Annotated in this window: 21 protein-coding genes; 10 read left to right on the forward strand and 11 right to left on the reverse strand. The window is 73.0% G+C overall.

Translation table 11 applies throughout. The features are described 5' to 3' along the window. The coding region (locus tag ACFW3D_RS23070; RefSeq protein WP_500506521.1) for an RNA polymerase sigma factor at positions 1-1,480 on the reverse strand (1,480 nt) is incomplete at its 3' end. 215 nt (positions 1,481-1,695) lie between these two features. Between ACFW3D_RS23070 and radA the strand changes: the two genes are divergently transcribed. Together radA and disA are read left to right on the forward strand one after the other, a co-directional pair. Continuing rightward, the gene (gene radA, locus ACFW3D_RS23075; RefSeq protein ID WP_500506522.1) at positions 1,696-3,087 is read left to right on the forward strand and encodes a DNA repair protein RadA; all 1,392 of its coding nucleotides are present in this window, start codon (positions 1,696-1,698) and stop codon (positions 3,085-3,087) included. 66 nt (positions 3,088-3,153) lie between these two features. Continuing rightward, positions 3,154-4,284, forward strand: coding sequence for a DNA integrity scanning diadenylate cyclase DisA (gene disA / locus ACFW3D_RS23080; RefSeq protein WP_500506524.1), 1,131 nt, complete (start codon positions 3,154-3,156; stop codon positions 4,282-4,284). Here disA and ACFW3D_RS23085 read toward each other — a convergent pair whose 3' ends face one another. Continuing rightward, the gene (locus ACFW3D_RS23085; protein WP_500506526.1) at positions 4,285-5,136 is read right to left on the reverse strand and encodes a hypothetical protein; all 852 of its coding nucleotides are present in this window, start codon (positions 5,134-5,136) and stop codon (positions 4,285-4,287) included. A 171-nt stretch (positions 5,137-5,307) separates the two neighbouring features. Between ACFW3D_RS23085 and ACFW3D_RS23090 the strand changes: the two genes are divergently transcribed. From ACFW3D_RS23090 to ACFW3D_RS23110, 5 genes are all read left to right on the forward strand, one after another. Further along, positions 5,308-6,195 carry an HhH-GPD family protein gene (locus ACFW3D_RS23090; protein WP_500506528.1) on the forward strand — a complete coding sequence of 296 codons (888 nt, stop codon included), beginning with the start codon at positions 5,308-5,310 and terminating at the stop codon, positions 6,193-6,195. Positions 6,196-6,338: 143 nt separating this feature from the next. Continuing rightward, complete coding sequence (locus ACFW3D_RS23095) at positions 6,339-6,908, forward strand: SigE family RNA polymerase sigma factor (RefSeq protein ID WP_500506530.1); 570 nt, start codon at positions 6,339-6,341, stop codon at positions 6,906-6,908. Next, a complete protein-coding gene (locus ACFW3D_RS23100; protein ID WP_500506531.1) occupies positions 6,893-7,657 on the forward strand; it encodes a hypothetical protein in 765 nt (254 codons plus the stop codon). Before ACFW3D_RS23095 ends, ACFW3D_RS23100 begins: the two co-directional genes overlap by 16 nt. Next, the gene (gene cseB, locus ACFW3D_RS23105) at positions 7,650-8,333 is read left to right on the forward strand and encodes a two-component system response regulator CseB (protein ID WP_500506533.1); all 684 of its coding nucleotides are present in this window, start codon (positions 7,650-7,652) and stop codon (positions 8,331-8,333) included. Before ACFW3D_RS23100 ends, cseB begins: the two co-directional genes overlap by 8 nt. A 4-nt stretch (positions 8,334-8,337) precedes the next feature. Beyond that, on the forward strand, positions 8,338-9,615 hold the full coding sequence (locus ACFW3D_RS23110; RefSeq protein WP_500506534.1) for an ATP-binding protein: 1,278 nt from the start codon (positions 8,338-8,340) through the stop codon (positions 9,613-9,615). A 191-nt stretch (positions 9,616-9,806) separates the two neighbouring features. On the opposite strand, the gene ACFW3D_RS23115 is transcribed toward ACFW3D_RS23110, so the two are convergent. Next, the gene (locus ACFW3D_RS23115; protein WP_500506536.1) at positions 9,807-11,351 is read right to left on the reverse strand and encodes an MDR family MFS transporter; all 1,545 of its coding nucleotides are present in this window, start codon (positions 11,349-11,351) and stop codon (positions 9,807-9,809) included. Positions 11,352-11,475: 124 nt separating this feature from the next. Between ACFW3D_RS23115 and ACFW3D_RS23120 the strand changes: the two genes are divergently transcribed. Then, on the forward strand, positions 11,476-12,060 hold the full coding sequence (locus ACFW3D_RS23120) for a TetR/AcrR family transcriptional regulator (protein ID WP_500506538.1): 585 nt from the start codon (positions 11,476-11,478) through the stop codon (positions 12,058-12,060). Here ACFW3D_RS23120 and ACFW3D_RS23125 read toward each other — a convergent pair. Next, positions 12,042-12,755, reverse strand: a complete 714-nt coding sequence (locus tag ACFW3D_RS23125) for a M23 family metallopeptidase (protein ID WP_500506540.1) — start codon at positions 12,753-12,755, stop codon at positions 12,042-12,044. The two genes, ACFW3D_RS23120 and ACFW3D_RS23125, sit on opposite strands and share 19 nt — an antisense overlap. Positions 12,756-13,103: 348 nt before the next feature. On the opposite strand from ACFW3D_RS23125, the gene ACFW3D_RS23130 reads away from it, so the two are divergent. After that, on the forward strand, positions 13,104-15,836 hold the full coding sequence (locus ACFW3D_RS23130) for an NACHT domain-containing protein (protein ID WP_500506542.1): 2,733 nt from the start codon (positions 13,104-13,106) through the stop codon (positions 15,834-15,836). Here the strand turns inward: ACFW3D_RS23130 and ACFW3D_RS23135 are convergent. Continuing rightward, positions 15,833-17,599: an RICIN domain-containing protein gene (locus ACFW3D_RS23135; protein ID WP_500506544.1), complete on the reverse strand. Its 1,767-nt coding sequence runs from the start codon at positions 17,597-17,599 to the stop codon at positions 15,833-15,835. The genes ACFW3D_RS23130 and ACFW3D_RS23135 overlap by 4 nt on opposite strands. A 333-nt stretch (positions 17,600-17,932) precedes the next feature. Next, the gene (locus ACFW3D_RS23140; RefSeq protein ID WP_319157219.1) at positions 17,933-20,449 is read right to left on the reverse strand and encodes an AAA family ATPase; all 2,517 of its coding nucleotides are present in this window, start codon (positions 20,447-20,449) and stop codon (positions 17,933-17,935) included. Between the two features lie 431 nt (positions 20,450-20,880). Between ACFW3D_RS23140 and ACFW3D_RS23145 the strand changes: the two genes are divergently transcribed. Further along, positions 20,881-21,408, forward strand: coding sequence for an SCO3374 family protein (locus ACFW3D_RS23145; RefSeq protein ID WP_500506546.1), 528 nt, complete (start codon positions 20,881-20,883; stop codon positions 21,406-21,408). On the opposite strand, the gene ACFW3D_RS23150 is transcribed toward ACFW3D_RS23145, so the two are convergent. The 5 genes from ACFW3D_RS23150 to ACFW3D_RS23170 all read right to left on the reverse strand — a co-directional run bounded on the left by ACFW3D_RS23150 (position 21,339) and on the right by ACFW3D_RS23170 (position 24,200). Beyond that, on the reverse strand, positions 21,339-21,680 hold the full coding sequence (locus ACFW3D_RS23150; protein WP_500506548.1) for a histone-like nucleoid-structuring protein Lsr2: 342 nt from the start codon (positions 21,678-21,680) through the stop codon (positions 21,339-21,341). The two genes, ACFW3D_RS23145 and ACFW3D_RS23150, sit on opposite strands and share 70 nt — an antisense overlap. A gap of 165 nt (positions 21,681-21,845) precedes the next feature. Further along, a complete protein-coding gene (locus ACFW3D_RS23155; protein WP_500506550.1) occupies positions 21,846-22,364 on the reverse strand; it encodes an amino-acid N-acetyltransferase in 519 nt (172 codons plus the stop codon). Between the two features lie 9 nt (positions 22,365-22,373). Next, complete coding sequence (locus ACFW3D_RS23160; protein WP_361809777.1) at positions 22,374-22,778, reverse strand: BlaI/MecI/CopY family transcriptional regulator; 405 nt, start codon at positions 22,776-22,778, stop codon at positions 22,374-22,376. Between the two features lie 55 nt (positions 22,779-22,833). Beyond that, positions 22,834-23,019: a hypothetical protein gene (locus ACFW3D_RS23165; protein ID WP_499610816.1), complete on the reverse strand. Its 186-nt coding sequence runs from the start codon at positions 23,017-23,019 to the stop codon at positions 22,834-22,836. Between the two features lie 506 nt (positions 23,020-23,525). Then, positions 23,526-24,200: a hypothetical protein gene (locus ACFW3D_RS23170; protein WP_500506552.1), complete on the reverse strand. Its 675-nt coding sequence runs from the start codon at positions 24,198-24,200 to the stop codon at positions 23,526-23,528. Between the last annotated feature and the right edge of the window lie 55 nt (positions 24,201-24,255).

A 24,255-nucleotide genomic window follows, 5' to 3' on the forward strand; every position in this document is an offset into this window, starting at 1 on the left:
GCCCCCCGGCCTGCCTCTGAAGGCTCGGGCAGCGACTTGGAACCCCTGCGTGGCGGCGCCGGCGTTCGCGGCGCCCCCCCCCCCCCCACGGCTCGGAGGTGGCCGCCCGCCAGCGGACCGGCGCGGCGCCCTCGGCGGTGAGGGTGACGACGGTGACGTGCCCGCGTGAGCGGGCCTCCACGAGCAGCCGGCCCGGCCGGGGCACCGAGCGGTCGTCGCCGTCCGCGGAGTCACCGGACGGCGAGGCGGAACCCCGGGCCGCGGCCGAGGCCGAGGCGGAGGCGGACGCCGAGGGGGCGGCGGAGGCGACGGAGACCGACAGGCGGCCCTGGCCGCCGCGATTGGACCGCTCGCGCGCGTCGGCCGTGCCCGCGACACCGGCCTTCTCGTACTGCACGCCGTCGAGGCCCTCGTCGGCGCTGAGGGAACCTTCCCCCTTGTGCTCGGCCGCCAGCGGCGCGCCGTGGTAGGCCGCCCACAGCGCCAGCACCGGCGCCGCGACGACGGCGGCGACCACCGTGGAGGTCACCGCGCGGTGCCGCATCCGGGCCCGCCGCGCCATCCGTTCCTTCAGGTCCATCGGGAAGCCGCGCCGGTCGAAGCGCGGGGTGCCCTGGCGGGTGCGCCCGACGCCGCCCCGCATGGCGTGCAGCAGGGCTGCGTACGCGGCCGAACGGGGCGCCTCGACCGTCGACAGCACGGCCGTGGCGGCGGTGGTGGCCAGGCCCGGCCAGGGGCCCGTCGCCACGGCGCGCTCGGCGGTGACCCGGCAGTGCGGGCACACGTCGACGTGGGTCACCAGCTCGCGGCGGAGCGCCGAGCCCAGCAGCACCCGGGCGTCACCGGCGAGGCGGGCGACGGCCGCGCAGTTGCCGAGCTCGACCACGGCGAGCGCGGCCCGGGTGCGCTCCACCTCGCAGGCCGCCTGCGCCAGCAGCGCCCGCGTCGTGTCCGGTTCCCGTCCGACGACCAGCGCCACCTCGTGCGGCGCCAGCTGGTGCCGCACGGCGAGCTCCAGCGCCTCGCGCTGCTCGGGGGTGGTGCCGGCCGCCTCGGGCCAGGCCAGCGCCGCCAGTTCGCCGCGCCTGCGGGCGGCCACGTCCGCCGAGGCCTTCACCGACACCGGGCGGCCCTCGGCCAGGGTGCGCAGACAGGCCCAGCGGGCCAGCGCGTACAGCCAGGGCCGGCGCAGCTCCTGGTCGCGCAGCCGGGCGCGCTGGCGCTCGGCCACGGCCAGCACGTCGCCGAGGGCGGCGGCGGCGGAGTCGTGCTCGCACAGCACCGAGAGGCAGTAGGTGAACAGCCCGTCCAGATACGGCTCGTAGTGGGCCGGCGGCTGCGCGGGCAGGGTCCCCTGCGGGCGCGGCCGCCGCCGCGCCGGGGACCCGGCACCCGGCGCGGAGCGGCCACGCTGGACCGGCGCGCGGTGTCGGCGGTGCGCGCCGGTTGTCTGGGAGGGTGTGTCAGACCTGCTGCTCATCACTCCGTGACGGTAGGACCACGACCCGTACGCCCTCAGGCATCACGGCGGGCTTTAATCCAAATGGGTGGTGATCCCGCCCGAAAGAGCACACGCGGCTCACCCCCTCGGGTGACCCCTCCGGCCAGGTGCGCGAGCCTTTTCCGGAGCGGACGGCAGGGGTCCGCTCCCCGGGCGGTGCCGGGTTGTCGGTGGCACCCGATAGCGTGCGGCACATGGCTGCCCGTACCCGCCCCGCTTCCAAGGACCGTCCGTCGTACCGCTGCACGGAGTGCGGCTGGACGACGGCCAAGTGGCTCGGCCGCTGCGGCGAGTGCCAGGCGTGGGGCACGGTCGAGGAGTACGGCGGCGGCGCGACGGCGGTGCGGACGACCGCGCCGGGCCGGGTGACCACGCCCGCGAAGCCGATCGGCCAGGTCGACGGGCGGCAGGCCACCGCGCGCGGGACGGGCGTGCCGGAGCTGGACCGTGTCCTGGGCGGCGGGCTGGTGCCCGGGGCCGTGGTGCTGCTCGCCGGCGAGCCCGGCGTGGGCAAGTCGACCCTCCTGCTGGACGTGGCGGCGAAGGCCGCCGGCCCGCAGGCCCGGACGCTGTACGTGACGGGCGAGGAGTCCGCCTCCCAGGTCCGGCTGCGCGCCGACCGCATCGGGGCGCTCTCCGACCACCTCTTCCTGGCCGCCGAGACGGACCTGTCGGCCGTGCTCGGCCATCTCGACGATGTGAAGCCGTCCCTGCTGATCCTGGACTCGGTGCAGACCGTCGCCTCCCCGGAGATCGACGGCGCCCCCGGCGGCATGGCCCAGGTGCGCGAGGTCGCGGGCGCGCTGATCCGCGCGTCGAAGGAGCGCGGCATGTCGACGCTGCTGGTCGGCCACGTCACCAAGGACGGCGCGATCGCGGGTCCCCGGCTCCTGGAGCACCTGGTGGACGTGGTGCTGTCCTTCGAGGGCGACCGGCACGCCCGCCTCCGCCTGATCCGGGGCATCAAGAACCGCTACGGCGCCACCGACGAGGTCGGCTGCTTCGAGCTGCACGACGAGGGCATCACGGGCCTGGCCGACCCGTCCGGCCTCTTCCTGACCCGGCGCGACGAACCGGTCCCCGGCACGTGCCTGACCGTCACGCTGGAGGGCAAGCGCCCGCTGGTCGCCGAGGTGCAGGCGCTGACCGTCGACACCCAGATCCCCTCCCCGCGCCGTACGACCTCCGGCCTGGAGAACTCCCGGGTGTCGATGATGCTCGCGGTGCTGGAGCAGCGCGGCCGGATCAAGTCGATCGGCAAGCAGGACATCTACACGGCCACCGTCGGCGGCGTGAAGCTCGGGGAGCCGGCCGCCGACCTGGCGGTGGCGCTGGCCCTGGCCAGCGCGGCGATCGACACGCCGCTGCCGAAGAACCTGGTCGCGGTGGGTGAGGTGGGCCTGGCGGGCGAGGTCAGGAGGGTCACCGGGGTGCAGCGCAGGCTCGCCGAGGCGGCCAGGCTGGGCTTCACCCACGCCCTCGTACCGCCGGACCCGGGCAAGATCCCGGCGGGGATGAAGGTGACGGAGGTGACGGACATAGGGGACGCCCTGCGCGTCCTGCCCAAGAGGGCCCCACGTCCCTGACCCTCTCGACGGTAAACTTTGCCCTGGTCTCGCCCATCCGGGCATCCGTACGACCGGAGGAGAGCAGTGGCAGCCAACGACCGGGCGGCAGCTCCCGGCAAGGCCTGGAGTCGCGAGGGCTCCGGCGGTGAGGGCCTGATGCGCGCCTCCCTGAGCGCGGTGGCCCCCGGCACCGGCCTTCGGGACGGCCTCGAGCGGGTCCTGCGCGGCAACACCGGTGGCCTCATCGTGCTGGGCATGGACAAGACCGTCGAATCGCTGTGCACCGGCGGTTTCGTGCTGGACGTCGAGTTCAGCGCCACCAGGCTGCGCGAGCTGTGCAAGCTCGACGGCGCCCTCATCCTCGACCGGGACATCACCAAGATCGTGCGGGCCGGGGTCCAGCTGGTGCCGGACGCGTCGATCCCCACCGAGGAGACCGGCACCCGCCACCGCACCGCGCAGCGGGTCTCCATCCAGACCGGCTTCCCGGTGGTCTCCGTCAGCCAGTCGATGCGGCTGATCGCCCTGTACGTGGGCGGGCAGCGCCGCGTCCTGGAGGACTCGGCGGCCATCCTCTCCCGCGCCAACCAGGCGCTGGCCACCCTGGAGCGCTACAAGCTCCGCCTGGACGAGGTCGCGGGCACCCTCTCCGCCCTGGAGATCGAGGACCTGGTCACCGTCCGGGACGTCACGGCGGTCGCGCAGCGCCTGGAGATGGTGCGCCGGATCGCCACGGAGATCGCGGAGTACGTGGTCGAGCTGGGCACCGACGGCCGGCTGCTCTCCCTGCAGCTGGACGAGCTGATCGCGGGCGTCGAGCCCGAGCGCGAACTGGTCGTCCGCGACTACGTGCCGGAGCCCACCGCCAAGCGCAGCCGCACGGTCGCCGAGGCGCTCACCGAGCTGGACTCGCTGCCCCAGGGCGAGCTGCTCGAACTCCCCACCGTCGCGAGGGCGCTGGGCTACGCGGGTTCCCCGGAGGCACTGGACTCCGCGGTGTCGCCGCGCGGGTACCGGCTGCTGGCGAAGGTGCCCCGGCTGCCGAACACGATCGTGGAGCGGCTGGTCGAGCACTTCGGCGGGCTGCAGAAGCTGCTCGCCGCGAGCGTGGACGACCTGCAGACGGTCGACGGTGTCGGCGAGGCCCGGGCCCGCTCCGTCCGCGAGGGTCTGTCGCGCCTCGCGGAGTCCTCGATCCTCGAGCGCTACGTCTGACTAGACGTTCTTCAGGACGAAGGACGTCTGCTTCGCGGAGCGGCCCGGCAGCTTCACCTCGAGCAGGTAGGTGCCGTACGGGGCCGTCCGGCCCTTGGGCGTGGCGCACTGCGGGGAGCTCGTCCTGCGGTCCCACTCGACGTCGTACGAGGTGGAGCCGCCCGCCGGGACCTGCAGCAGGTACGGGGCGCGGCTCTCGGGGCAGTCGTCGCTCGCCCACACGTGGTGGTCGTTGACGTCGCTGATGGACAGGACCGCCGAGTCCGGGCCGAAGTCCAGCTTGCAGGCGGTGGCCGAGGGGTTGGTCGCGGTCAGCGTGAACCGCGGGCGCTCGCCGGGCTCGTAGGCGTTGTCGGTGCTGCGCACGCTCAGCGAGACGCCGGGCCCGCAGTCCGGCAGCGAGGAGCCGGCGGGCAACTGCGCACCGCCGCTTCCACTTCCGCTTCCGCCCCCACTTCCGCTTCCGCCGCCGGAACCACCCGCGCCCGCGGCGCCCGAGGCACCGGCGTCCGCGCCGCCGTCGGAGGCACCGGAGTCGGCGCCCTGCGAACCGCCGTCCGTGGCACCGGAGTCGCCCGCGCCGCCGTCGGAGGCGTCACCGCCGCCGTCTCCGCCACCGCCGCCGACCGAACCGCCCGGGCGGGAGCTGTTGAGCGGACCGCTCGCGGACGGACCGGGGGTGATGGACGGCACGGGTGAACGGCCGTCCGGCCCGTTGGCGCTGTTCCCGCCGCCGTCACGGGAATTGACGGCCCATACGGCCAGGACGGTGAGCAGCGCGAGCAGGAGCAGCACAACCGCCCGTCGCCGCCAGTAGATGGAGGACGGGAGAGGTCCTACAGGATTGCGCATAGAGCCCACGCGCAAACCTTATGCGGTTTCCCTTGAATCGGACCAAGGCACACGCAACACGCTGGCAACTTGTGTGATTGATCAGCAGATCTCCCCTCCGTTCCGGGGAGCGCCCCCACCCGTTCGCGCTGCCCGCCGCGGCGGCCCCGGGGACGTAGGATCAAAGGCGCTATGAACGACGACCGCGACCACCACACGCTGCACTCGCCCGTGATCGACTGGTTCGACGACAACGCCCGGGACCTGCCGTGGCGCCGTCCCGAGGCGGGCGCGTGGGGCGTCATGGTCAGCGAGTTCATGCTGCAGCAGACCCCCGTCAGCCGGGTCCTGCCGGTGTACGGGCAGTGGCTGGAGCGCTGGCCCACGCCGGGCGCCCTCGCCGCGGACCCCTCCGGCGAGGCGGTGCGCGCCTGGGGCCGGCTCGGCTATCCGCGCCGCGCGCTGCGGCTGCACGCCGCGGCGACCGCGATCGCCCAGCTGCACGGCGGCGAAGTGCCCACGGAACACGCCGAGTTGCTGGCCCTGCCGGGGGTCGGAGAGTACACCGCCGCCGCGGTGGCCTCCTTCGCGTACGGGCAGCGGCACGCGGTGCTGGACACCAATGTGCGCCGGGTGTTCGCGCGGGCCGTGACCGGTGTGGAGTACCCGCCGAACGCCACGACCGCCGCCGAGCGCCGGATCGCCCACCGGATGCTCCCCGCCGACGAGGCCACCGCCGCCCGCTGGGCCGCGGCCACGATGGAACTGGGCGCCCTGATCTGCACCGCCCGCGGCCCCGAGTGCGTGCGCTGCCCGATCGCCGGGCAGTGCGCCTGGCGGCTGGCCGGCTCCCCCGCGCACGACGGTCCGCCCCGCCGCGGCCAGACGTACGCCGGCACCGACCGCCAGGTCCGGGGCAGGCTGCTGGCCGTGCTGCGGGAGGCCACGGAGCCGGTGCCGCAGTCGGCGCTGGACGCCGTATGGCACGAGCCCGTCCAGCGTGCCAGGGCCCTGGACGGCCTGGTCGCCGACGGCCTGGTGGAGCCCCTCCGGGACGGTCTGTACCGGCTGCCCGGCTGAGTGCCGCGCTCCCCGGACGGCCGCCTCGTTACACAACCGATGGGTGGCTGTGGGTCCGCTGTGCGGCGGCGGTCGCGAAAGCCGTACATCCGCTCCGTAGCGTCGGCCGGGACGTAATCAAGCGCGCCGGACGGAGGGACGCCATGGCGGCGAACGCCCAGGGGACAGCCCAGGTCATGGACTTCGAGGAGTACGTGCGGAACCGGCAGGAGGCCCTGCTGCGCAGCGCGCGCCGGCTCGTCCCGGACCCGATCGACGCCCAGGACCTCGTCCAGACGGCGCTGGCGCGCACCTACCCGCGCTGGGGCGACATCGCCGACAAGAACCTGGCCGACGCCTACATGCGCCGGGTGATGATCAACACCCGTACCGAGTGGTGGCGCGCCCGCCGGCTGGAGGAGGTGCCCACCCCCGAGCTGCCGGAGGGCTCCGTCGACGACGGCGCCGAGCAGCGGGCCGACCGGGCGATGCTGCTGGATGCGCTCGCCATGCTGGCCCCCAAGCAACGCCAGGTGGTGCTGCTGCGCCACTACCGGCAGCTCAGCACGGAGGAGACGGCGCACGCGCTGGGCATGTCCGTGGGTACCGTGAAGAGCACGCTGCACCGGGCGCTGGCGCGGCTGCGCACCGAGCTGGAGCGGCAGAGCAACGGATACGGAAGGCCCGTGGAGCCCGTCACGGGCAGGACGGAGGGCGTGTGCGCCGCAGCGTAGTCCCGGTGGGTGCCGCCGCCGCCGCTGTCGCGGTGTGCGGGGCGCTCGTCGCCGTGACCGGCTGCCGCGACACCGGGGGCGTCCGCGAGGAGGGCACCGCCGCGGTCGCCTCCCCCGCCCCGCCGTCCTCCTCGGCACCACCACCGGCCCCGGACGCCCACCCCCTGGACGCCGGGCGGTCGGCGGACTCGCGGGGGGTGGACGCCAAGGCCACCGCGGACGTGGTGCGCCTGGTGAAGCACGACCCGAAGGTGGCTCAGGACATCCGGGACAGCCTGGTGGCCTGCCCCGCGCCGTCCGCGGACACGGCGACGGCGGGCACGGCGGCTGCCGGCGCGGAGACCGGGGGCACGGCGACCGAGGGCACGGCGACCCGGCCGAAGGCCCCGGTGGAGCCGTACCCGGTGGACCGCCGCTCCGGGCGGCTGACCGGCGGGGACGGCACGGACCTGGTGGTCAACGTCTCGACCTGCGCGGACAGCGTGGGCATCGGCAGCTACGTCTACCGGCGGGTGGGCGGTGCGTACGTCAACGTCTTCGCCGACGAGCAGCCCCCCGTCTTCGCCGAGATCGGCGACGGCACCCTGAAGGTGACCCACCAGGTGTACGAGCCGCAGGACGCGGTCTCCAACCCCTCGGGCGAGGACGTGACCACCTACCGGTGGAACGGCTCCCGCTTCGAGGAGGTCTCGTTCTCCCACCGCGACTACGAGACGGACGACGGCACCGGGAGCGGTTCGCATGGCTGAGACGCACGTCCTGTTCGTCGAGGACGACGACGTCATCCGCGAGGCGACCACCCTGGCGCTGCAACGGGACGGCTTCGAGGTGACCGCCGTGCCGGACGGCCTGGCCGGGCTGGAGGCGTTCCGGGCGCGGCAGCCCGACCTGGCGCTGCTGGACGTGATGGTGCCGGGCCTGGACGGGGTGAGTCTGTGCCGGCGCATCCGGGACGAGTCCACGGTGCCGGTGATCATGCTCTCGGCGCGGGCCGACGCCATCGACGTCGTCCTGGGCCTGGAGGCGGGCGCCGACGACTACGTGACCAAGCCCTTCGACGGGGCCGTGCTGACCGCCCGCATGCGGGCGGTGCTGCGGCGTTTCCGGGTGGCCGCGGTGGACGAGCCCCCGGCCGGGGCGGGGGTGCTGACCTTCGGTGACCTGGAGGTGGACCCGGAGGGGATGGAGGTGCGGCGCGCCGGTGGGCGGATCGCGCTGACGCCCACCGAGATGCGGCTGCTGCTGGAGTTCTCGGCGGCGCCGGGGACGGTGCTGTCCCGGGACCGGCTGCTGGAGCGGGTCTGGGACTACGACTGGGGCGGCGACACCCGGGTGGTGGACGTCCACGTGCAGCGGCTGCGGGCGAAGATCGGGCAGGAGCGCATCGAGACGGTGCGCGGCTTCGGCTACAAGCTCAGGGGCTGACGCGGTGACCGCACGTCCGGGGGACCCCGCCGCGAGGAGGGGCCGTCCGCTGCCGAAGATCGGGCTGCGCTGGAAGGTCTGCGCGGCGATCGCCGTGGTGTCGGCGCTGGTCGCGCTGGTGCTGAGCCTGGTGGTGCACAACGCGGCCCGGGCCAGCATGATCGACAACTCCCGGGACGTGCAGAACGAGCGGGTGCAGTTCGCCCAGCGGATCTACGAGTCCACCGGCCGGCTGACCATCGACGCCCGGCTGGACGACCCCGATCTGCCCGCGCCGCTGAAGCGGCTGGCCAGGGAGGGCAAGCGGGCCACCTACGTCTCCGACACCGGCGGCGCGCCCGTGGTGTGGGCGGAGACCCCGCTGGCGGACGGCAAGATCCTCTCGCTGAAGACGACCTTCACCGACCGCTTCTCGGTCCTGGAGGACCTGGACCAGGCCCTGGTCATCGGCTCGTCGGCGGTCGTCGTGGGCGGTACGGCGCTGGGCGTGCTGATCGGCGGGCAGCTGTCCCGGCGGCTGCGCAAGGCGGCCGAGGCGGCGGGCCGGGTGGCCGACGGCGAGACCGACGTACGGGTGCGCGAGGCGATCGGCGGCCGGGTCCGCGACGAGACGGACGAGCTGGCGCGGGCCGTGGACGCCATGGCCGAAGCCCTCGCCGGCCGGCTGGAGGCGGAGCGCCGGGTCACCGCGGACATCGCCCATGAGCTGCGCACCCCCGTGACGGGGCTGGTCACCGCGGCCGAGTTGCTGCCGCCGGGGCGCCCCTCGGAGCTGGTCAGGGACCGTTCGCAGGCGCTGCGCACGCTCGTGGAGGACGTGCTCGAGGTCGCCCGGCTGGACGGCGCCGCCGAGCAGGCCGACCTGCAGGACGTGGCGCTGGGCGACTTCGTGCGGCGCAGGGTCGCGGCCGCGGCGCCCGAGGCGGCCGTGACCGTCCGCGGCGACGCCGTCGTCCGCACCGATCCGCGCCGGCTGGAGCGCGTCCTCGGCAACCTGCTGGCGAACGCCGCGCGGCACGGCCGGCCGCCCATCGAGGTCACCGTCGACGGCCCGTACGTGGAGGTCCGCGACCACGGCCCGGGCCTGCCCGGCGACCTGCTCCGCGACGGCCCGAGCCGCTTCCGCACGGGCAGCAGCGACCGGGCCGGCGGCGGTCACGGCCTGGGCCTGACCATCGCCACCGGCCAGACCCGCGTGCTCGGCGCCCGCCTCACCTTCCGCAACGTGCCCGAGGAGGAGGGCGGCGGCGCGGTCGCCCGGCTGCTGCTGCCCCGCGAGTAGCCGCGGGGGCGGGCGGCGGGCACGCGGGCGGGGCGTCGGTGCGGGCCCGCGTCCGCATCGCGCCTTGGCCGGCCGCGACCGGTGCGGGAGCCGCAGGTGCTCCGCCGTACGGACGATGCTCGCACGCGGGTCGGACGACGACCCCCGTGCGAGCATCGGCAGCGGGTGGGAGGAGTGGGCGGGCGGGCGGCTCAGACCACCTCGACCGCGGCCACCGCCTCCTCGGTGCTGGGCACGGCGGGCGCCGAGCGCAGCGGGATCTCCTTGACGAAGAAGGCCAGCAGGAAGCCGATGACGCTGACCGCCGCGCCCCACAGGAAGACGTGGTGAGTGCCGCCCGCGACGGCGTGGAGGTAGGCGTCCTTGACGGCCGGCGGCAGCTTGGCCAGGCCGGCCGGGTCGAGCTGCGCGGTGCCGGAGGTGGCACCCGAGGCGGCGTCGCCGAGGCGGTCGGTCATGGTGTTCTGCACCTGGTGGGTGAAGATCGCGCCGAAGAGGGCGACGCCGAAGGAGCCGCCGATCGTCCGGAAGAGGGTGGAGGACGAGGAGCCGACGCCCATGTCCTTCATCTCGACGCTGTTCTGCGCGATGAGCATCGTGATCTGCATCAGGAAGCCCATGCCCGCGCCGAGCACGGCCATCCACACGCCCGAGACGAAGCGGCTGGTGCCGGTGTCCATCGTCGACAGCAGGTAGAGGCCGACGGTCATCAGGCCGCCGCCGACGATCGGGAAGACCTTGTACTTGCCGGTCTGGGTGGTGACCCGGCCGGCTATCAGCGAGACGACCATCATCGCCAGCAGCAGCGGGAGCAGCAGGAGACCGGAGTTGGTCGCGGAGGCGCCCTGCACGGTCTGCTGGTACAGCGGCAGGAAGGTCATGGCGCCGAACATCACGAAGCCGACCAGGAAGCCGATCACCGAGATCAGCGAGAAGTTGCGGCTGTGGAAGATGTGCAGCGGGATGACCGGCTCGGCGACGCGGGTCTCCACGTAGAGGAAGGCGGCCAGGGCGGCCAGGCCGAGCACCAGCAGGCCCAGGATCTGGGGCGAGCCCCACTCGTACTGGTTGCCGCCCCAGGTGGTGAGCAGGACGAGCGAGGTGATGCCGATGGTGAGCAGCACCGTGCCGAGGTAGTCGATGCTGGTCTTGATGGTCTTCTTCGGCAGGTGCAGCACCGCCGAGATCATGAAGAGGGCGACCACGCCGAGCGGGAGGTTGATGTAGAAGCTCCAGCGCCACCCCCAGTTGTCGGTGATGTAGCCGCCGACGAGCGGGCCGCCGATCATGGCGACCGCCATGACGCCGGCCATCATGCCCTGGTACTTGCCGCGCTCCCGCGGCGGGATCAGGTCACCGATGATCGCCATGACACCGACGATCAGACCGCCGGCCCCCAGGCCCTGCACGGCGCGGAAGGCGATCAGCTGGCCCATGTCCTGAGCCATGCCGGACAGCGCCGATCCGATCAGGAAGATCACGATCGACGACATGAATATGCCCTTGCGGCCGTACATGTCGCCGAGCTTGCCCCAGACGGGCGTCGATGCGGCGGTGGCGAGCGTGTACGCGGTGACCACCCAGGACAGGTGCTCCAGACCGCCCAGCTCACCCACGATGGTGGGCATCGCGGTGCCGATGATCATGTTGTCGAGCATCGCGAGCAGCATCGCGATCATGAGCCCGAACAACACCACGCGCACGCTGCGCTGCGGGGTCTCGGCGGTGTCCGCCATCACAAGCTCCCCTACTTGTTTCTTGCTTCTCTTCGGTTGCTTACCTGCCGCCCGGCTAGTTGCCTGGGGCACCCTGACAGTATGCGGCTTACTAGCCGGGCGTCAAGTAAGTTAAAGTTCGCCCATGGCAACGCCCCACGCACGCAGAGGTGATACGCGACGCCGCATCCAGGACGTCGCGCTGGAACTCTTCGCCGAGCAGGGATACGAGAAGACGTCCCTGCGCGAGATCGCCGAGCACCTGGACGTGACCAAAGCGGCGTTGTACTACCACTTCAAGACCAAGGAGGACATCCTCAACAGCATCGTCGAGGACCTGGCCTCACCGGTCGACGAGCTGATCGCCTGGGCCAACGAGCAGCCGCGCACCCTGGAGACCAAGTGCGAGGTGCTGCGCCGCTACGCGGACGCGCTGTGGAGCGCCGGCCCGCTGTTCCGCTTCATCCAGGAGAACCAGGCCACCGTCCGCGACCTCAGCATCGGCGAGACCTTCAAGACCAAGCTGCTCGCCGTCCACTCCCTGCTCAAGGACCCGGACGCGCCGCTGACCGACCAGGTCCGCTCGATCACCGCGGTCTTCGCGATGCACGCCGGGATGTTCGCCATGCAGAACCTCGAGGGCGACCCCGAGGACAAGCGTGCCGCCGTCCTCGAGGTCGCCCAGGAGTTGATCGCCCGGACCTACCGGGGTCAGACCGACACGCCGTGAGCCCGGAGGTAGGGCAGCGGGTTCACGGACGAGCCGTAGTACGGGGTCGTGCGGATCTCGAAGTGCAGGTGCGGGCCGGTGCTGTTGCCGGTGTTGCCGGACAGCGCGATCTGCTGGCCCTGGCCGACGTGCTGGCCGATGCCGACCTGCATCTTGGACAGGTGGCCGTACTGCGAGTACATGCCGTTGGCGTGGCGGATCACGATGTTGTTGCCGTAGGCGCCGCCCCAGCCGGCCTCGACGACGGTGCCGGCGCTCACGGCGTGGACGTTGGTGCCGATCGGCACGGCGAAGTCCTGGCCGGAGTGCTTGTGCGCCCAGCGGGCGCCGTCCTGCATGTAGCCGGCGGACAGCGCGTACTTCTTGACCGGCACCGACCAGCCGCTGTTGGTGCGGCTCTGCTGCTGCGGGACGCTCTTCGCGGACTTCGCCAGGTGGTTCCGGTGCTTGCGGTGCAGCTCGGCGCGGGCGTGGCGGTCGGCCTTCACGGCCTGGGCGGCACGCTGCTGCACGTCGGCCTGCGCCCGGGTGACGTCCGCCAGCTTCCCGGCCGCGCCGAGGCCCAGCAGGCTCTCGCCCTGCGTCTGTGCCATGGCCGTCCCCGCCGCACCGAGTGCCAGCGAGGCGCACACACCGGCGGTGACGACGGTACGACGGCCACGGAAGACGGAGTTCGAGATCTTGGGCATACGCATTCGGAATTACCTCGCGGAAATAGCCGGACAAGTCTTTGCGACGCGTTCGCCGCGATCCCTTGGTAACCCGACATTCCGGCCCGGGACAAACCCCCGCGTTTACTACCTTTTTTCGTAGCCGAAGCGGTCCGCACCCCTCTTCCCCGCCTGGGACAAGGGCTCCGTCCCCTAAGGTGATTCGTACGTGGCCCAGGTCACGTGGGTCACGTCACCGGCCCCGGGACCAAAGGGAATTGCCCTTCGGGACCTAGGTCCCGTGGCCCGGGTCACATGGAAAGAGAAATCCGGGAGCTCGCGGGGCGCGGGAAAGGGAAAAGCGCGCGATCCGCATGACGGGGGGGCGGGAACGTGGATCCTTCGGCCGTGGGCGTACGACTGGCGTCGGCCGTGGCGGGGCCACTGGTCAAGCGGCTCTTCGTGGCCGAGGGCCCCGGCGCGGGCCTCGTGGACCGGCCGGTCCGCATCTCCTCCCGCGTCTCCTTCAGGGGCGAGAAGCGCACCCTCACCGACGCGGACCTGCGCGCCCTGGCCGCCCGGCTGGTGCGCCGGGCCCTGCGCGCCGGGGAACGCCCCGTCGGCGCCGACGAGGAGACCGCCGTCGCGGACGCCCTCGCGGCCTCGCTGCGCGCCCTGGGCGACGTCGACCTCACCGACCTGCAGGCCGTGGACCTCGGCCACACCGCGTTCGCCCGCGCCCTGCGCCGTGCCGCCGGTTCCCCGGAACGGGAACTCAGCGCCGACGGCGCGTACTTCCACGAACGGCTGCTCGACACGGCCTGCCTGCACATCCTGCACTTCTTCACCCAGCGTTCGACCTTCGTCGCCGCCACCCTGGTCGAGCAGAGCCGTGCACTGGGCGAGCTGACCGTCCGCGTCGACGAGCTCATCACCCGTACCCCGCTGCCGGGCGGCGAGGACGCCGCCTTCGAGCGGCGCTACCTGGAGTACGTCGCGAAGAAGCACGGGCGGCTCACGATCCACGGCCTCGACCTGGCGGACACCCCGGACCGCTGGCCGCTGGACACCGCCTACCTCAGCCTGGAGGCCGCGCCGTCCGCCGGACCCGCGGACGGCGCGCCGGAGCACTCCGCCGGGCCCCGCGCCGCCGACCGGGCGCTCGCCGCGCACGAGCGGGTCCTGCTGCGCGGCGAGGCGGGGTCGGGGAAGACCACGCTCGTGCAGTGGCTGGCGATCGCCTGCGCGCGCCAGGACCCGGACGAGGGCACGGCGTACCTGGAGGACCGGATCCCGTTCGTCCTCCCGCTGCGCACCCTCACCCGCCACGGGGAGCGCCTCCCCGCGCCCCGCGACTTCCTGGCCGCCGCCGGGTGCCCGCTCGCCGGCACCCAGCCGGCCGGCTGGGAGGCCCGCGTGCTCACGGAGGGCCGCGGGCTGCTGCTGGTGGACGGCATCGACGAGATCCACGGGGCCGAGCGCCGGCACGCCCGGGCCTGGCTCGGCGACCTGCTCGACGCCCATCCCGGCAACCGCTGGCTGGTCACCTCCCGCCCCTCCGCCGTACGGGAGGACTGGCTGGCCGCCGAGGGCTTCACCGAGCTGGCCCTGACCCCCATGGGCCCCGCCGACGTCGCCGCCTTCGTCCGCCGCTGGCACGCCGCCGCCGGGCCGGAGGCGGCCGGGTACGCCGAGGGGCTCCTCGGCGCCGTACGCGCGGAGCCGGACCTCGCCCGGCTCGCCACCAACCCCCTGATGTGCGGCCTGATCTGCGCCCTGCACCACGACCGCCGCGGCTACCTGCCCCGGGCCAGGAAGGACCTGTACGCCGCGGCCCTGTCGATGCTGCTGGTCCGCCGTGACCGCGAACGCGGGACGGCGCTCGTGCCGCTGCGCGAGGAGGCGCAGACCGAGCTGCTGCAGCGGCTGGCGCACTGGCTGGTCCGCAACGGCCGCACCGAGATGGATCTCGACCGGGCCGAGGCCGTCGTCGCGCGGGCGCTGCCCGCCGTCCCCGAGGCCGCCGCGCTCGGCGACGCCGGCGCCGTCCTCGCGCACCTCCTCGACCGCGGCGGCGTGCTGCGCCGGCCCGCACCCGGCACCGTCGACTTCGTGCACCGCACCTTCCAGGACTACCTGGGTGCCCGCGCCGCCGTGGAGGAGGGCGACTTCGGGCTCCTCGCCGCGCACGCCGCCGACGACCGGTGGGAGGACGTGCTGCGCATGGCGGTCGCGCTCGCCCGTCCGCAGGAGCGGGCCGCGATCCTGCGGGACCTCCTCGACCGCGGCGACCGCGCCGACGACCGGCGCACCCGGGCGCGGCTCCATCTGCTCGCCGCGGCCTGCCTGGAGGACGCCGCCGCCCTCGACCCGGGCGTGCGCGAGGCCGTGGAGCGGCGCGCCGCGGCACTGGTGCCGCCCGCCGACGCGGCGGAGTCCCGCGCCCTGGCCGAGGCCGGGCCGCTCGTCCTGGATCTCCTCCCCGGCCCCGACGGTCTCTCCGACGCGGACGCCCTCCACGTGGTGGTCACCGCCTGCCACCTGCCATCGGACCGGGCCGCCGGCTACCTCGGCCGCTTCGCCGCCCACCCGTACCTGCGGGTCCGCGCCCAGCTGATGTGGTCCTGGCACCGCTTCGACTGCGCGGTGTACGCGCAGGAGGTCGTCGCCCGCCTCGACCCGGACGGCCTGGACTTCACCGTCCGCTCCGCCGAGCAGCTGCGCGAACTGCGCAGGCTCGGTCTGCGGCCCACCCGCCTCGACCTGCGCGGCGACCTGCCCGCGGACGAGCTGGCCGGGTACGTGGCCGGGCTCGCCCTCACCGAGGTCAGGGTGAAGGACTGCACCCTGACCGACCTGCGCTTCCTTTCGGGGCAGCAGGGGCTGCGCAGGCTCGCGCTGCTCGGCCCCGGCGTGCCCGCCGACTGGGCGTCGATCGGCGGGCTGCCCGCGCTGCGGGAGCTGGAACTGGCCGCCCCGGCCGACGGCCGCCTCGACCTGTCACCGCTCGCCGCCCACCCCGGGCCGCTGACAGTGCGCGTCCCGCTGCCCGCGGACCGTCTCGCCGGGACCGGGCTGCTGCCCGCCGGCGTGACGGTCGTCCCCGGACCGCCTCCGGCAGGCTAGTCGCCGTCCCGGTCCTCCCAGCCGCCCCAGCCGCCCCGGCTGCCGTGGCCCCGGCCGCCGTGGCCGTCCTCGTCGCAGTGCCCCGCGCAGGGATCCCCGCCGGCCGCCACCGATGCGGTGACCGAGGGTGCCGGGCTCGGCGGCGCCGAGGGCGGCGCGGCCACCCGGGTGGAGCCGGCGAGCAGCAGCGAGCCGCTGGAGTACGCCACCGACTGGAAGCGGGGCGGCGAGTCGGAGGTGTCGAAGGTCCAGCGCTGGACGGGCCGGCCGTCGCGGGGCCTGAGGACGACCTCCGCACCGGGTTCGCGGGCCCCGGGGGCGACCGCGAGCTGCTGGTTCCAGCGGGGGACGAGGTCCCCGGACACGGTGAGGTCGTAGCGCACGTCCTCGGCGCCGGTGACGAAGGACGCCGTGCACAGGCCCAGTTCCAGCGCCCGGCCGCGGTGGGAGTTGAGGCAGTACGCGGGCTGGGCCACGCTCCGCATCAGCCCGTCCGGCTCGTACGACCAGAACTGCGTGGCCCCGGAGTCGCAGCGCGCGGTGACCGTCCCGGTGCCGATGACGGTCCGCCGGCCGGTCAGGTCGACGCACAGGTCGTTGTCCCTGTTCCGGAGCCGGCCGCGGAGCCCGTCGGAGGGAACGGGGTCGGCGGTGATCGTGCCGGAGCCGGGCACGGTGTCCGAGGTGGTGACCGAGGCCGAGGCTGCGGGCGAGAGGGTCGCCGCGGTGGGCGCCGTTCCGGAGGCACGGTCGTCGCCGCCGCCGTCGCCGGTCGTCAGACCGACGACCAGGGCGGTCACGAGGGCGAAGCCGCCGAGGCCCAGCAGGGTCGCGGTGAGCCGGCGGCGGCCGCTGTCCGCGGCCCGGCGCCGGCGGCCGCCCTGGCGCCGGCCCGGGGAGGCGCCGGGGCCGTTCCCGGCATCGTTGTCACGGGCCGCCCGGCGGGTGGGGCGCGAGTCGTAGTAACCCCGCGCCTCCCAGACCAGGACCGCCTCGGCGATCAGCACGCCCAGCCGGTCCCCCGAGTGGTCGAGCTGTTCGGCCGCGTAGCGGCAGTGGTCGCACCGGGCGATGTGCCGCTGGAGGTCGGGCACGAGCCCGGTCCCGCCGCGGTGGACGGAGATGTCCAGCAGCCGGCTGAACTGCAGGCACGCCTCGTACGGCGCGAGGTCCCGGTGCGCCTGGACGCAGGCCTCGCGGAAGCGGGTGCGGGCGAGCTCCAGCTGGGCCGCGGCCCGTTCCGGGTCGATGCCGAGCAGCCCGGCCGGTACGTCCAGCGGCTCGGCGTCGACCTCGGCGTGCCAGAGCAGGCAGCGGGCGGGCTCGGGGAGCCGCATGAAGGCCCGGTTCGCCAGCCGGCGGTTCTCCGGTACCGCCAGGCGGGTGTCGGTCTGGTCCGGGCGGGGCCGCAGCCGCCGGTGGAGCCAGGCGCGCCGGCGGTCGACGGCCCACTCCTCGGAGATCTTGTGGACGGTGATCAGCAGTTCGGGGCGCCAGGCGGCCGTGGGCCCGGTCAGTCGCAGGGTGTCGACGAAGACCCGGGTGAACGCGGCCGCCGCGAGTATCCCGGAGGCGTGCCCGGAGACCGTGCACAGCTCCGCGTACTCGGAGACCGGCCGCCAATGGCGGGCCAGCAACTCCTCGAACGGCTGGTGCGCGCCTTCCTTTCCCAGGGCCTTTCCGATCTCTCCGGACAGCGACTCGTCCGGTACGCCGAACAGCCGGCCGGGGTGCGCGGAATTCGGATGCGGGGATTCCTTCAACGAGAGTTTCCTTCCGCGTTCGCCCCGCCGGGAAAAGTACGAACCAATGCGCCGGCGCGGGACGCAGCTACGTGGGGGGAGGTGGGGCCGGGGCGCCGGTGAAGGGGCATGGCGGCCGCTCCTCACTCTCGGCTGATCTTTTCGAATGCCTGCCGGAATGACGGCACGACACCGGCCGGAGCACGGAGAAGGAAGGGTCCGTGCTGAACATCGCTCACCTTTCCACAAATGCAACCGGCGCAACAAGGGTGGGTTCATGGGGAACGCAAAACGCGACGACCCCGCCCGCACTATTGTGCGGACGGGGTCGGATCGCTCTGCGATTACCTGCGGTTATGCTTCCTTGCTGAGGTTCGGCCCACCGGCCGCCTCGACCGGAGGCGCGTCGGCGACGGCGACCTTCTCCTCACCCCGGAAGGTGAACTTGATCTCCTCGCCCTCGCCCTCGGTGCCGACGACCACGATGTGACCGGTGCGCAGCTCGCCGAAGAGGATCTTCTCGGAGAGCACGTCCTCGATCTCGCGCTGGATCGTCCGGCGCAGCGGCCGGGCGCCCAGCACCGGGTCGTAGCCCTTCTTGGCGAGCAGCTTCTTGGCCTCGGGGCTGAGCTCGATGCCCATGTCCTTGTCCCTGAGGCGCTCGTCCACCCGGGCGATCATGAGGTCGACGATCTGGATGATGTCTTCCTCGCTGAGCTGGTGGAAGACCACGATGTCGTCGACACGGTTCAGGAACTCGGGGCGGAAGTGCTGCTTGAGCTCCTCGCCGACCTTGGCCTTCATCCGCTCGTACCCGGTCTTGACGTCACCCGCGGCCGCGAAGCCGAGGTTGAAGCCCTTGGAGATGTCCCGGGTGCCGAGGTTGGTGGTCATGATGATGACCGTGTTCTTGAAGTCCACGACCCGGCCCTGGGAGTCGGTCAGGCGACCGTCCTCCAGGATCTGCAGCAGGCTGTTGAAGATGTCCGGGTGGGCCTTCTCGACCTCGTCGAAGAGGACGACGGAGAACGGCTTGCGGCGCACCTTCTCGGTGAGCTGGCCGCCCTCCTCGTAGCCGACGTATCCCGGCGGGGAGCCGAAGAGCCGCGAGACGGTGTGCTTCTCGCTGAACTCGGACATGTCGAGCTGGATGAGCGCGTCCTCGTCGCCGAAGAGGAACTCGGCGAGCGTCTTGGAGAGCTCGGTCTTACCGACACCGGACGGGCCGGCGAAGATGAACGAGCCACCGGGGCGCTTGGGGTCCTTCAGACCGGCCCGCGTACGGCGGATGGCCTGCGAGAGGGCCTTGATCGCGTCCTTCTGGCCGATGACGCGCTTGTGCAGCTCGTCCTCCATGCGCAGCAGACGCGAGGACTCCTCCTCGGTGAGCTTGAAGACCGGGATGCCCGTGGCCGTGGCCAGGACCTCGGCGATCAGCTCCTCGTCGACCTCGGCGACGACGTCCATGTCGCCGGCCTTCCACTCCTTCTCCCGCTTGGTCTTCGCGGAGAGCAGCTGCTTCTCCTTGTCGCGGAGGGAGGCGGCCTTCTCGAAGTCCTGCGAGTCGATCGCGGACTCCTTCTCCCGGCGCACGTCGGCGATCTTCTCGTCGAACTCGCGCAGGTCCGGCGGAGCGGTCATCCGGCGGATGCGCATCCGGGAACCGGCCTCGTCGATCAGGTCGATCGCCTTGTCCGGCAGGAAGCGGTCCGAGATGTAGCGGTCGGCGAGGGTCGCCGCGGCCACCAGGGCGGCGTCCGTGATGGACACCCGGTGGTGGGCCTCGTAGCGGTCCCGCAGGCCCTTGAGGATCTCGATGGTGTGCGGCAGCGACGGCTCCGCGACCTGGATGGGCTGGAAGCGGCGCTCCAGGGCCGCGTCCTTCTCCAGGTGCTTGCGGTACTCGTCGAGCGTGGTGGCGCCGATGGTCTGCAGCTCACCGCGGGCCAGCATGGGCTTGAGGATCGAGGCGGCGTCGATCGCGCCCTCGGCGGCACCCGCACCCACCAGGGTGTGGAGCTCGTCGATGAACAGAATGATGTCGCCGCGGGTGCGGATCTCCTTGAGCACCTTCTTCAGGCGCTCCTCGAAGTCACCGCGGTAGCGGGAGCCGGCCACCAGGGCCCCGAGGTCCAGGGTATAGAGCTGCTTGTCCTTCAGCGTCTCCGGGACCTCGCCCTTGACGATGGCCTGGGCCAGGCCCTCGACGACGGCGGTCTTGCCGACGCCGGGCTCGCCGATGAGGACGGGGTTGTTCTTGGTGCGGCGCGACAGCACCTGCATCACGCGCTCGATCTCCTTCTCGCGCCCGATCACCGGGTCGAGCTTGGTCTCACGAGCGGCCTGCGTGAGGTTGCGGCCGAACTGGTCCAGGACGAGCGAGGTCGAGGGGGTGCCCTCGGCCGGACCGCCGGCGGTGGCGGCCTCCTTGCCCTGGTAGCCGGAGAGCAGCTGGATGACCTGCTGCCGCACCCGGTTGAGATCGGCGCCCAGCTTCACGAGGACCTGGGCGGCGACGCCCTCGCCCTCGCGGATCAGGCCGAGCAGGATGTGCTCGGTGCCGATGTAGTTGTGGCCGAGCTGGAGGGCCTCGCGGAGCGACAGCTCCAGGACCTTCTTGGCCCGGGGGGTGAAGGGGATGTGCCCGGACGGGGCCTGCTGGCCCTGGCCGATGATCTCCTCCACCTGCTGGCGGACCGCCTCGAGCGAAATCCCGAGGCTCTCCAGGGCCTTAGCGGCGACACCCTCACCCTCGTGGATAAGGCCCAGGAGGATGTGCTCGGTGCCGATGTAGTTGTGGTTGAGCATCCGGGCTTCTTCCTGAGCCAGGACGACAACCCGCCGCGCGCGGTCGGTGAACCTCTCGAACATCGTTAATCGCTCCTCAGAGCGGTCGGGCAGTTAGGGGCGTGTCCCCTCCCTGTCCTTCCGCATGCTAGTCCCGCACAGCGGGGCAGCTCACTTCAACCGTCGACACCTTGCGAGGTCGTTAACCCCCGCGCCGTCGACAACAGCCTCAACCCGATGGTGCGAGACGATGTTCCCGCAGGCCAGGCGGATAGCCCTTTATCCAGTACGCCGAGGGCGAACGCCCCGCCTGTCCGACATGGCCGTCGTCCGTTCCCACTAGGTATTTCTTACCCGCCCGCACGGACAGTCCATGCCGGGAGCACGCCCGCTGTCTGCTATAGGCGAACAGACTTGCGTCGTGTGGATTCACGGAGGGTGACGGATCCGGCCGACCGGGCACTCCCGGTGACCCCGCTCGTAACCCGGGACCCCCGGGGGGCGTTGCGCAGGGCATGCAGGCCTCACGGGTCCCGGCGACCCTGGAACACGCGGACGTGCTCGACGTCCCCGCGGAGGCGGGGCACGAGGTGCTCGGCCGCTTCCCGGCACCCCGGACGGGGCCGGTCGCCCTGACGGGGCACCGCATGCGGTTCTTCGTCGCCCCGGGCAGCGCGGAGGAACTGCCCGGCCTGCTGGACTGGCTGGAGTGGAGCGGCATCCCGCTCGACCTCGTCCCGCTGCGCGGTCCCGGGGCCACCTGCGACGACGGCGCGCCCGCCTGGCTCCGGCCGCCCGTTCCGGACGGCGGGCGCCACGCCGGCGCGCCGCTCGGCCTGCCCTCGATGACGCTCGGCACGCAGCCCGGCCCCGCGGCGGACGGACGCTCCGGGGGGACCGTGGGCCTCACGGCCCTGGTCTCCGCGCTCGCGACCGCCTGCCACCGGGTCCGGCTGCGTGTCGCCCGGACCGATCAGCCGTGCGCCTTCTCGTACGCCTCGCGGATCTGCGCGGGGACGCGGCCGCGGTCGTTGACCTCGTAGCCCTCTTCCTTCGCCCACGCACGGATCTTCGCGGTGTCCTGGCTCGCCGCGCCCCCGCGGGAGGCGCCCTTCGTGGCGCGCCCGCGGCCCGCACGGCCACCGGTGCGGCGGCCGCCGTCCACGTACGGGCCGAGGAGACCACGCAGCTTGTCGGCGTTGTCGGTGGTGAGGTCGATCTCGTACGTCACTCCGTCGAGTGCGAACGTCACGGTCTCATCCGCCTCGCCGCCGTCGAGGTCGTCAACAAGAAGGACCTGAACCTTCTGTGCCACCGGCTTCCCTTTCATCGAATACGGATTACCGGTAAAAGCAAACCGCCTTTTCCCGGAAAACTCAAACCCCTTGCCCGAAGTGCTCCCGGCCGGGTACGCATCCGCGTGGTCTTCCGCGGAACGTTTCGGACATACTGTTGTGCCGGGCGGACACCGTGGGCAGCCTCACAGATGCAACAGCATCCGGCTGTTGCCCAAGGTGTTGGGTTTCACTCGTTCGAGGTCGAGGAACTCGGCCACGCCCTCGTCCTTTGACCTCAGCAGCTCGCCGAAGACATCGCCGTCGACCGGCGTCTCGCCGATCTCGACGAAGCCGTGCTTCGCGAAGAAGTCCACTTCGAAGGTGAGGCAGAAAATTCTCCGCACTCCCAGCCACCGCGCGGTCTGCAGCAGCTTCTCCAGCACGAGGTGCCCGACACCCTTGCCGTGCTGCGCAGGATCGACCGCGAGGGTGCGCACCTCGGCGAGGTCCTCCCACATCACGTGCAGCGCGCCGCAGCCCACCACCTCGGCGTCGTGGTCGTGTTCGGCCACCCAGAACTCCTGGATGTCCTCGTAAAGCGTCACCGTCGGCTTGTCGAGCAGGATGCGGTCGCGGACATAGGCGTCGAGCAGCCGCCGGACGGCCGGCACGTCGGCCGTCCGGGCCCGGCGGATGGTCACGTCATTTGATGCGGCGGGCATGTGCGGACGCTATCGCCCGTCCGATCCGTCCGTCTCCCCGGGGTCACCCGGATCAGCGGATTGCACCACCCGCATTGCGTCACGGAGCGCTTCTCGCTGTTCCGCCGACATCTTGCCGAAGAAGGCGACAAGGGCCGCCGCGGGGTTGTCGCTCGCGGCCCACGCCTCGTGCATGAGTGCCGCCGAGTAAGCGGCACGAGTGGAAACCGCCTCATAGCGATAGGCGCGCCCTTCGGCTTCCCGCCGTAGCCAGCCCTTCTGATGAAGGTTGTCCATTACGGTCATGACCGTCGTGTACGCGATCGAGCGCTCCCGGCGAAGATCCTCCAGCACCTCGCGCACCGTCACCGGGCGGTTCCAGCGCCACACCCGGGTCATCACGGCGTCTTCGAGGTCTCCCAATGGACGGGGCACACCCGAATACTAGTTGCTTACGGGCGCATTGCCCGGAATGCCGGAAATATCGAGGTCATACCCGGTGCTCGGTGCCGCCCGACCGCTGGGCCGGGGGCTGCGCGCCGGACAGCGCGGCGTCGACCACCGCGTCCTCCTTGGCCTTGTTGACCCCGCCCTGGCTCCTGATCAGCGTCCGGATGAGGAAGGTGAACGCGATGGCCATCACGGTGGGGGGCACGAGCGCGGAGACGTAGTCCATGGCACCAGGGTAGCCACGCCCCCGTACGCGCCCTGCGGCGGACCACCACCGGCGGCGGAGGAGTCCCCCGCCGGTCGTGCCGCGGCCCCGGCGGGCGGGGGGCCGGCCGGGGCCGCGGTCCGTTCGCTCCGGGGCGGCTGCGCGCCCGTACGCGCCCCGCGACGGGCCCCCGCGGCCGGGCAGCACCCCCGGGGCCGCGAAGGCCGCCGGGCCGGCCGCCAGGGGACGCACCGGGGCCGCGCCGGTCGCGGCGAGGGAGCCGCCCGGCGCACAGGTCCGCGGGGAGCACCACGGCCCCGGCCGGGGCCGGCGAGGTCGAAGGTGACGACGACCTCGCGGGCGGGCGCCGACGCCTCGCCCGGGCACTGGGCAACGGCGGTCGCGGTGCACACCGCGGGCCGGGTGGGTCTGATGCCGGGTGGTTCGGGGCGGCGCACCCGTGAACGCACGGGAGGCGTCACGGGAAAACCCGTGACGCCTCCGGAAGGTTGTGCGGTGCCTTCGCGTCAGCCCGTGGCACGCTCCTCGGGCGGCGGCGCGGAGCGGCGGCGCGGCGGGAAGATCTCGGCCGGCGTCGGCACCTTGCGCTTCTCCTCACCGGGATCGGGCGCGGCCGGCTCGGCGGGGGGCGTCTTCGGCTCGGGTTTGGGCCCCGGCTTGGGGTCGTCGGAGGCGGCCCGTCCCCCGGGCAGCGCACGCAGCCGCGCCCTGCCCGTGGAGGGCGTGCCGCAGGGTGGCGAGGGGGCGGGGATGCGCGCCTCCAGGCGGGCGCGCACGTCGAGTTCCGCCAGGTGCTCGCAGCGGCGCAGCACGGCCCGCCTGCGGTGCGCCTCGGCGTCCGTGCACGGCGCGTCGTGCAGGCGGCGCAGCGCGGCGAGGTCGTCCGGCAGGGGCACGTACCCCGTGTCGAGCGCTCCCGTCAGCCGTTCGAGGTAGCCGGCGGCGCTGCCCGGCAGCGCCTCCCGGTACCTGGCGAGTTCCGCGAGCTGGAAGGTCCGCAGCCGGCCGCCCTCGCGGGCCGCCTCGTCGACGTCCTCGGCGAGGCGCAGATAGTCCCTGACCTCGTCGGGGGTGGGGATCATGGTGCTGGACTGGAGGGCCGCTGAGAGGGCGCGCCGGAGCACGCGCAGTTCATCCGCGCTGAACGCCATTCCGCCTCGGGACCCGTGTGGCGTGGGCATGGTCCGACTTTACGTACTAAGCGAACAAAATACGCGTAACCAGATATGGCCGGGC

Source organism: Streptomyces sp. NPDC058864, from assembly GCF_042742985.1.
Taxonomy (GTDB): Bacteria; Actinomycetota; Actinomycetes; order Streptomycetales; family Streptomycetaceae; genus Actinacidiphila.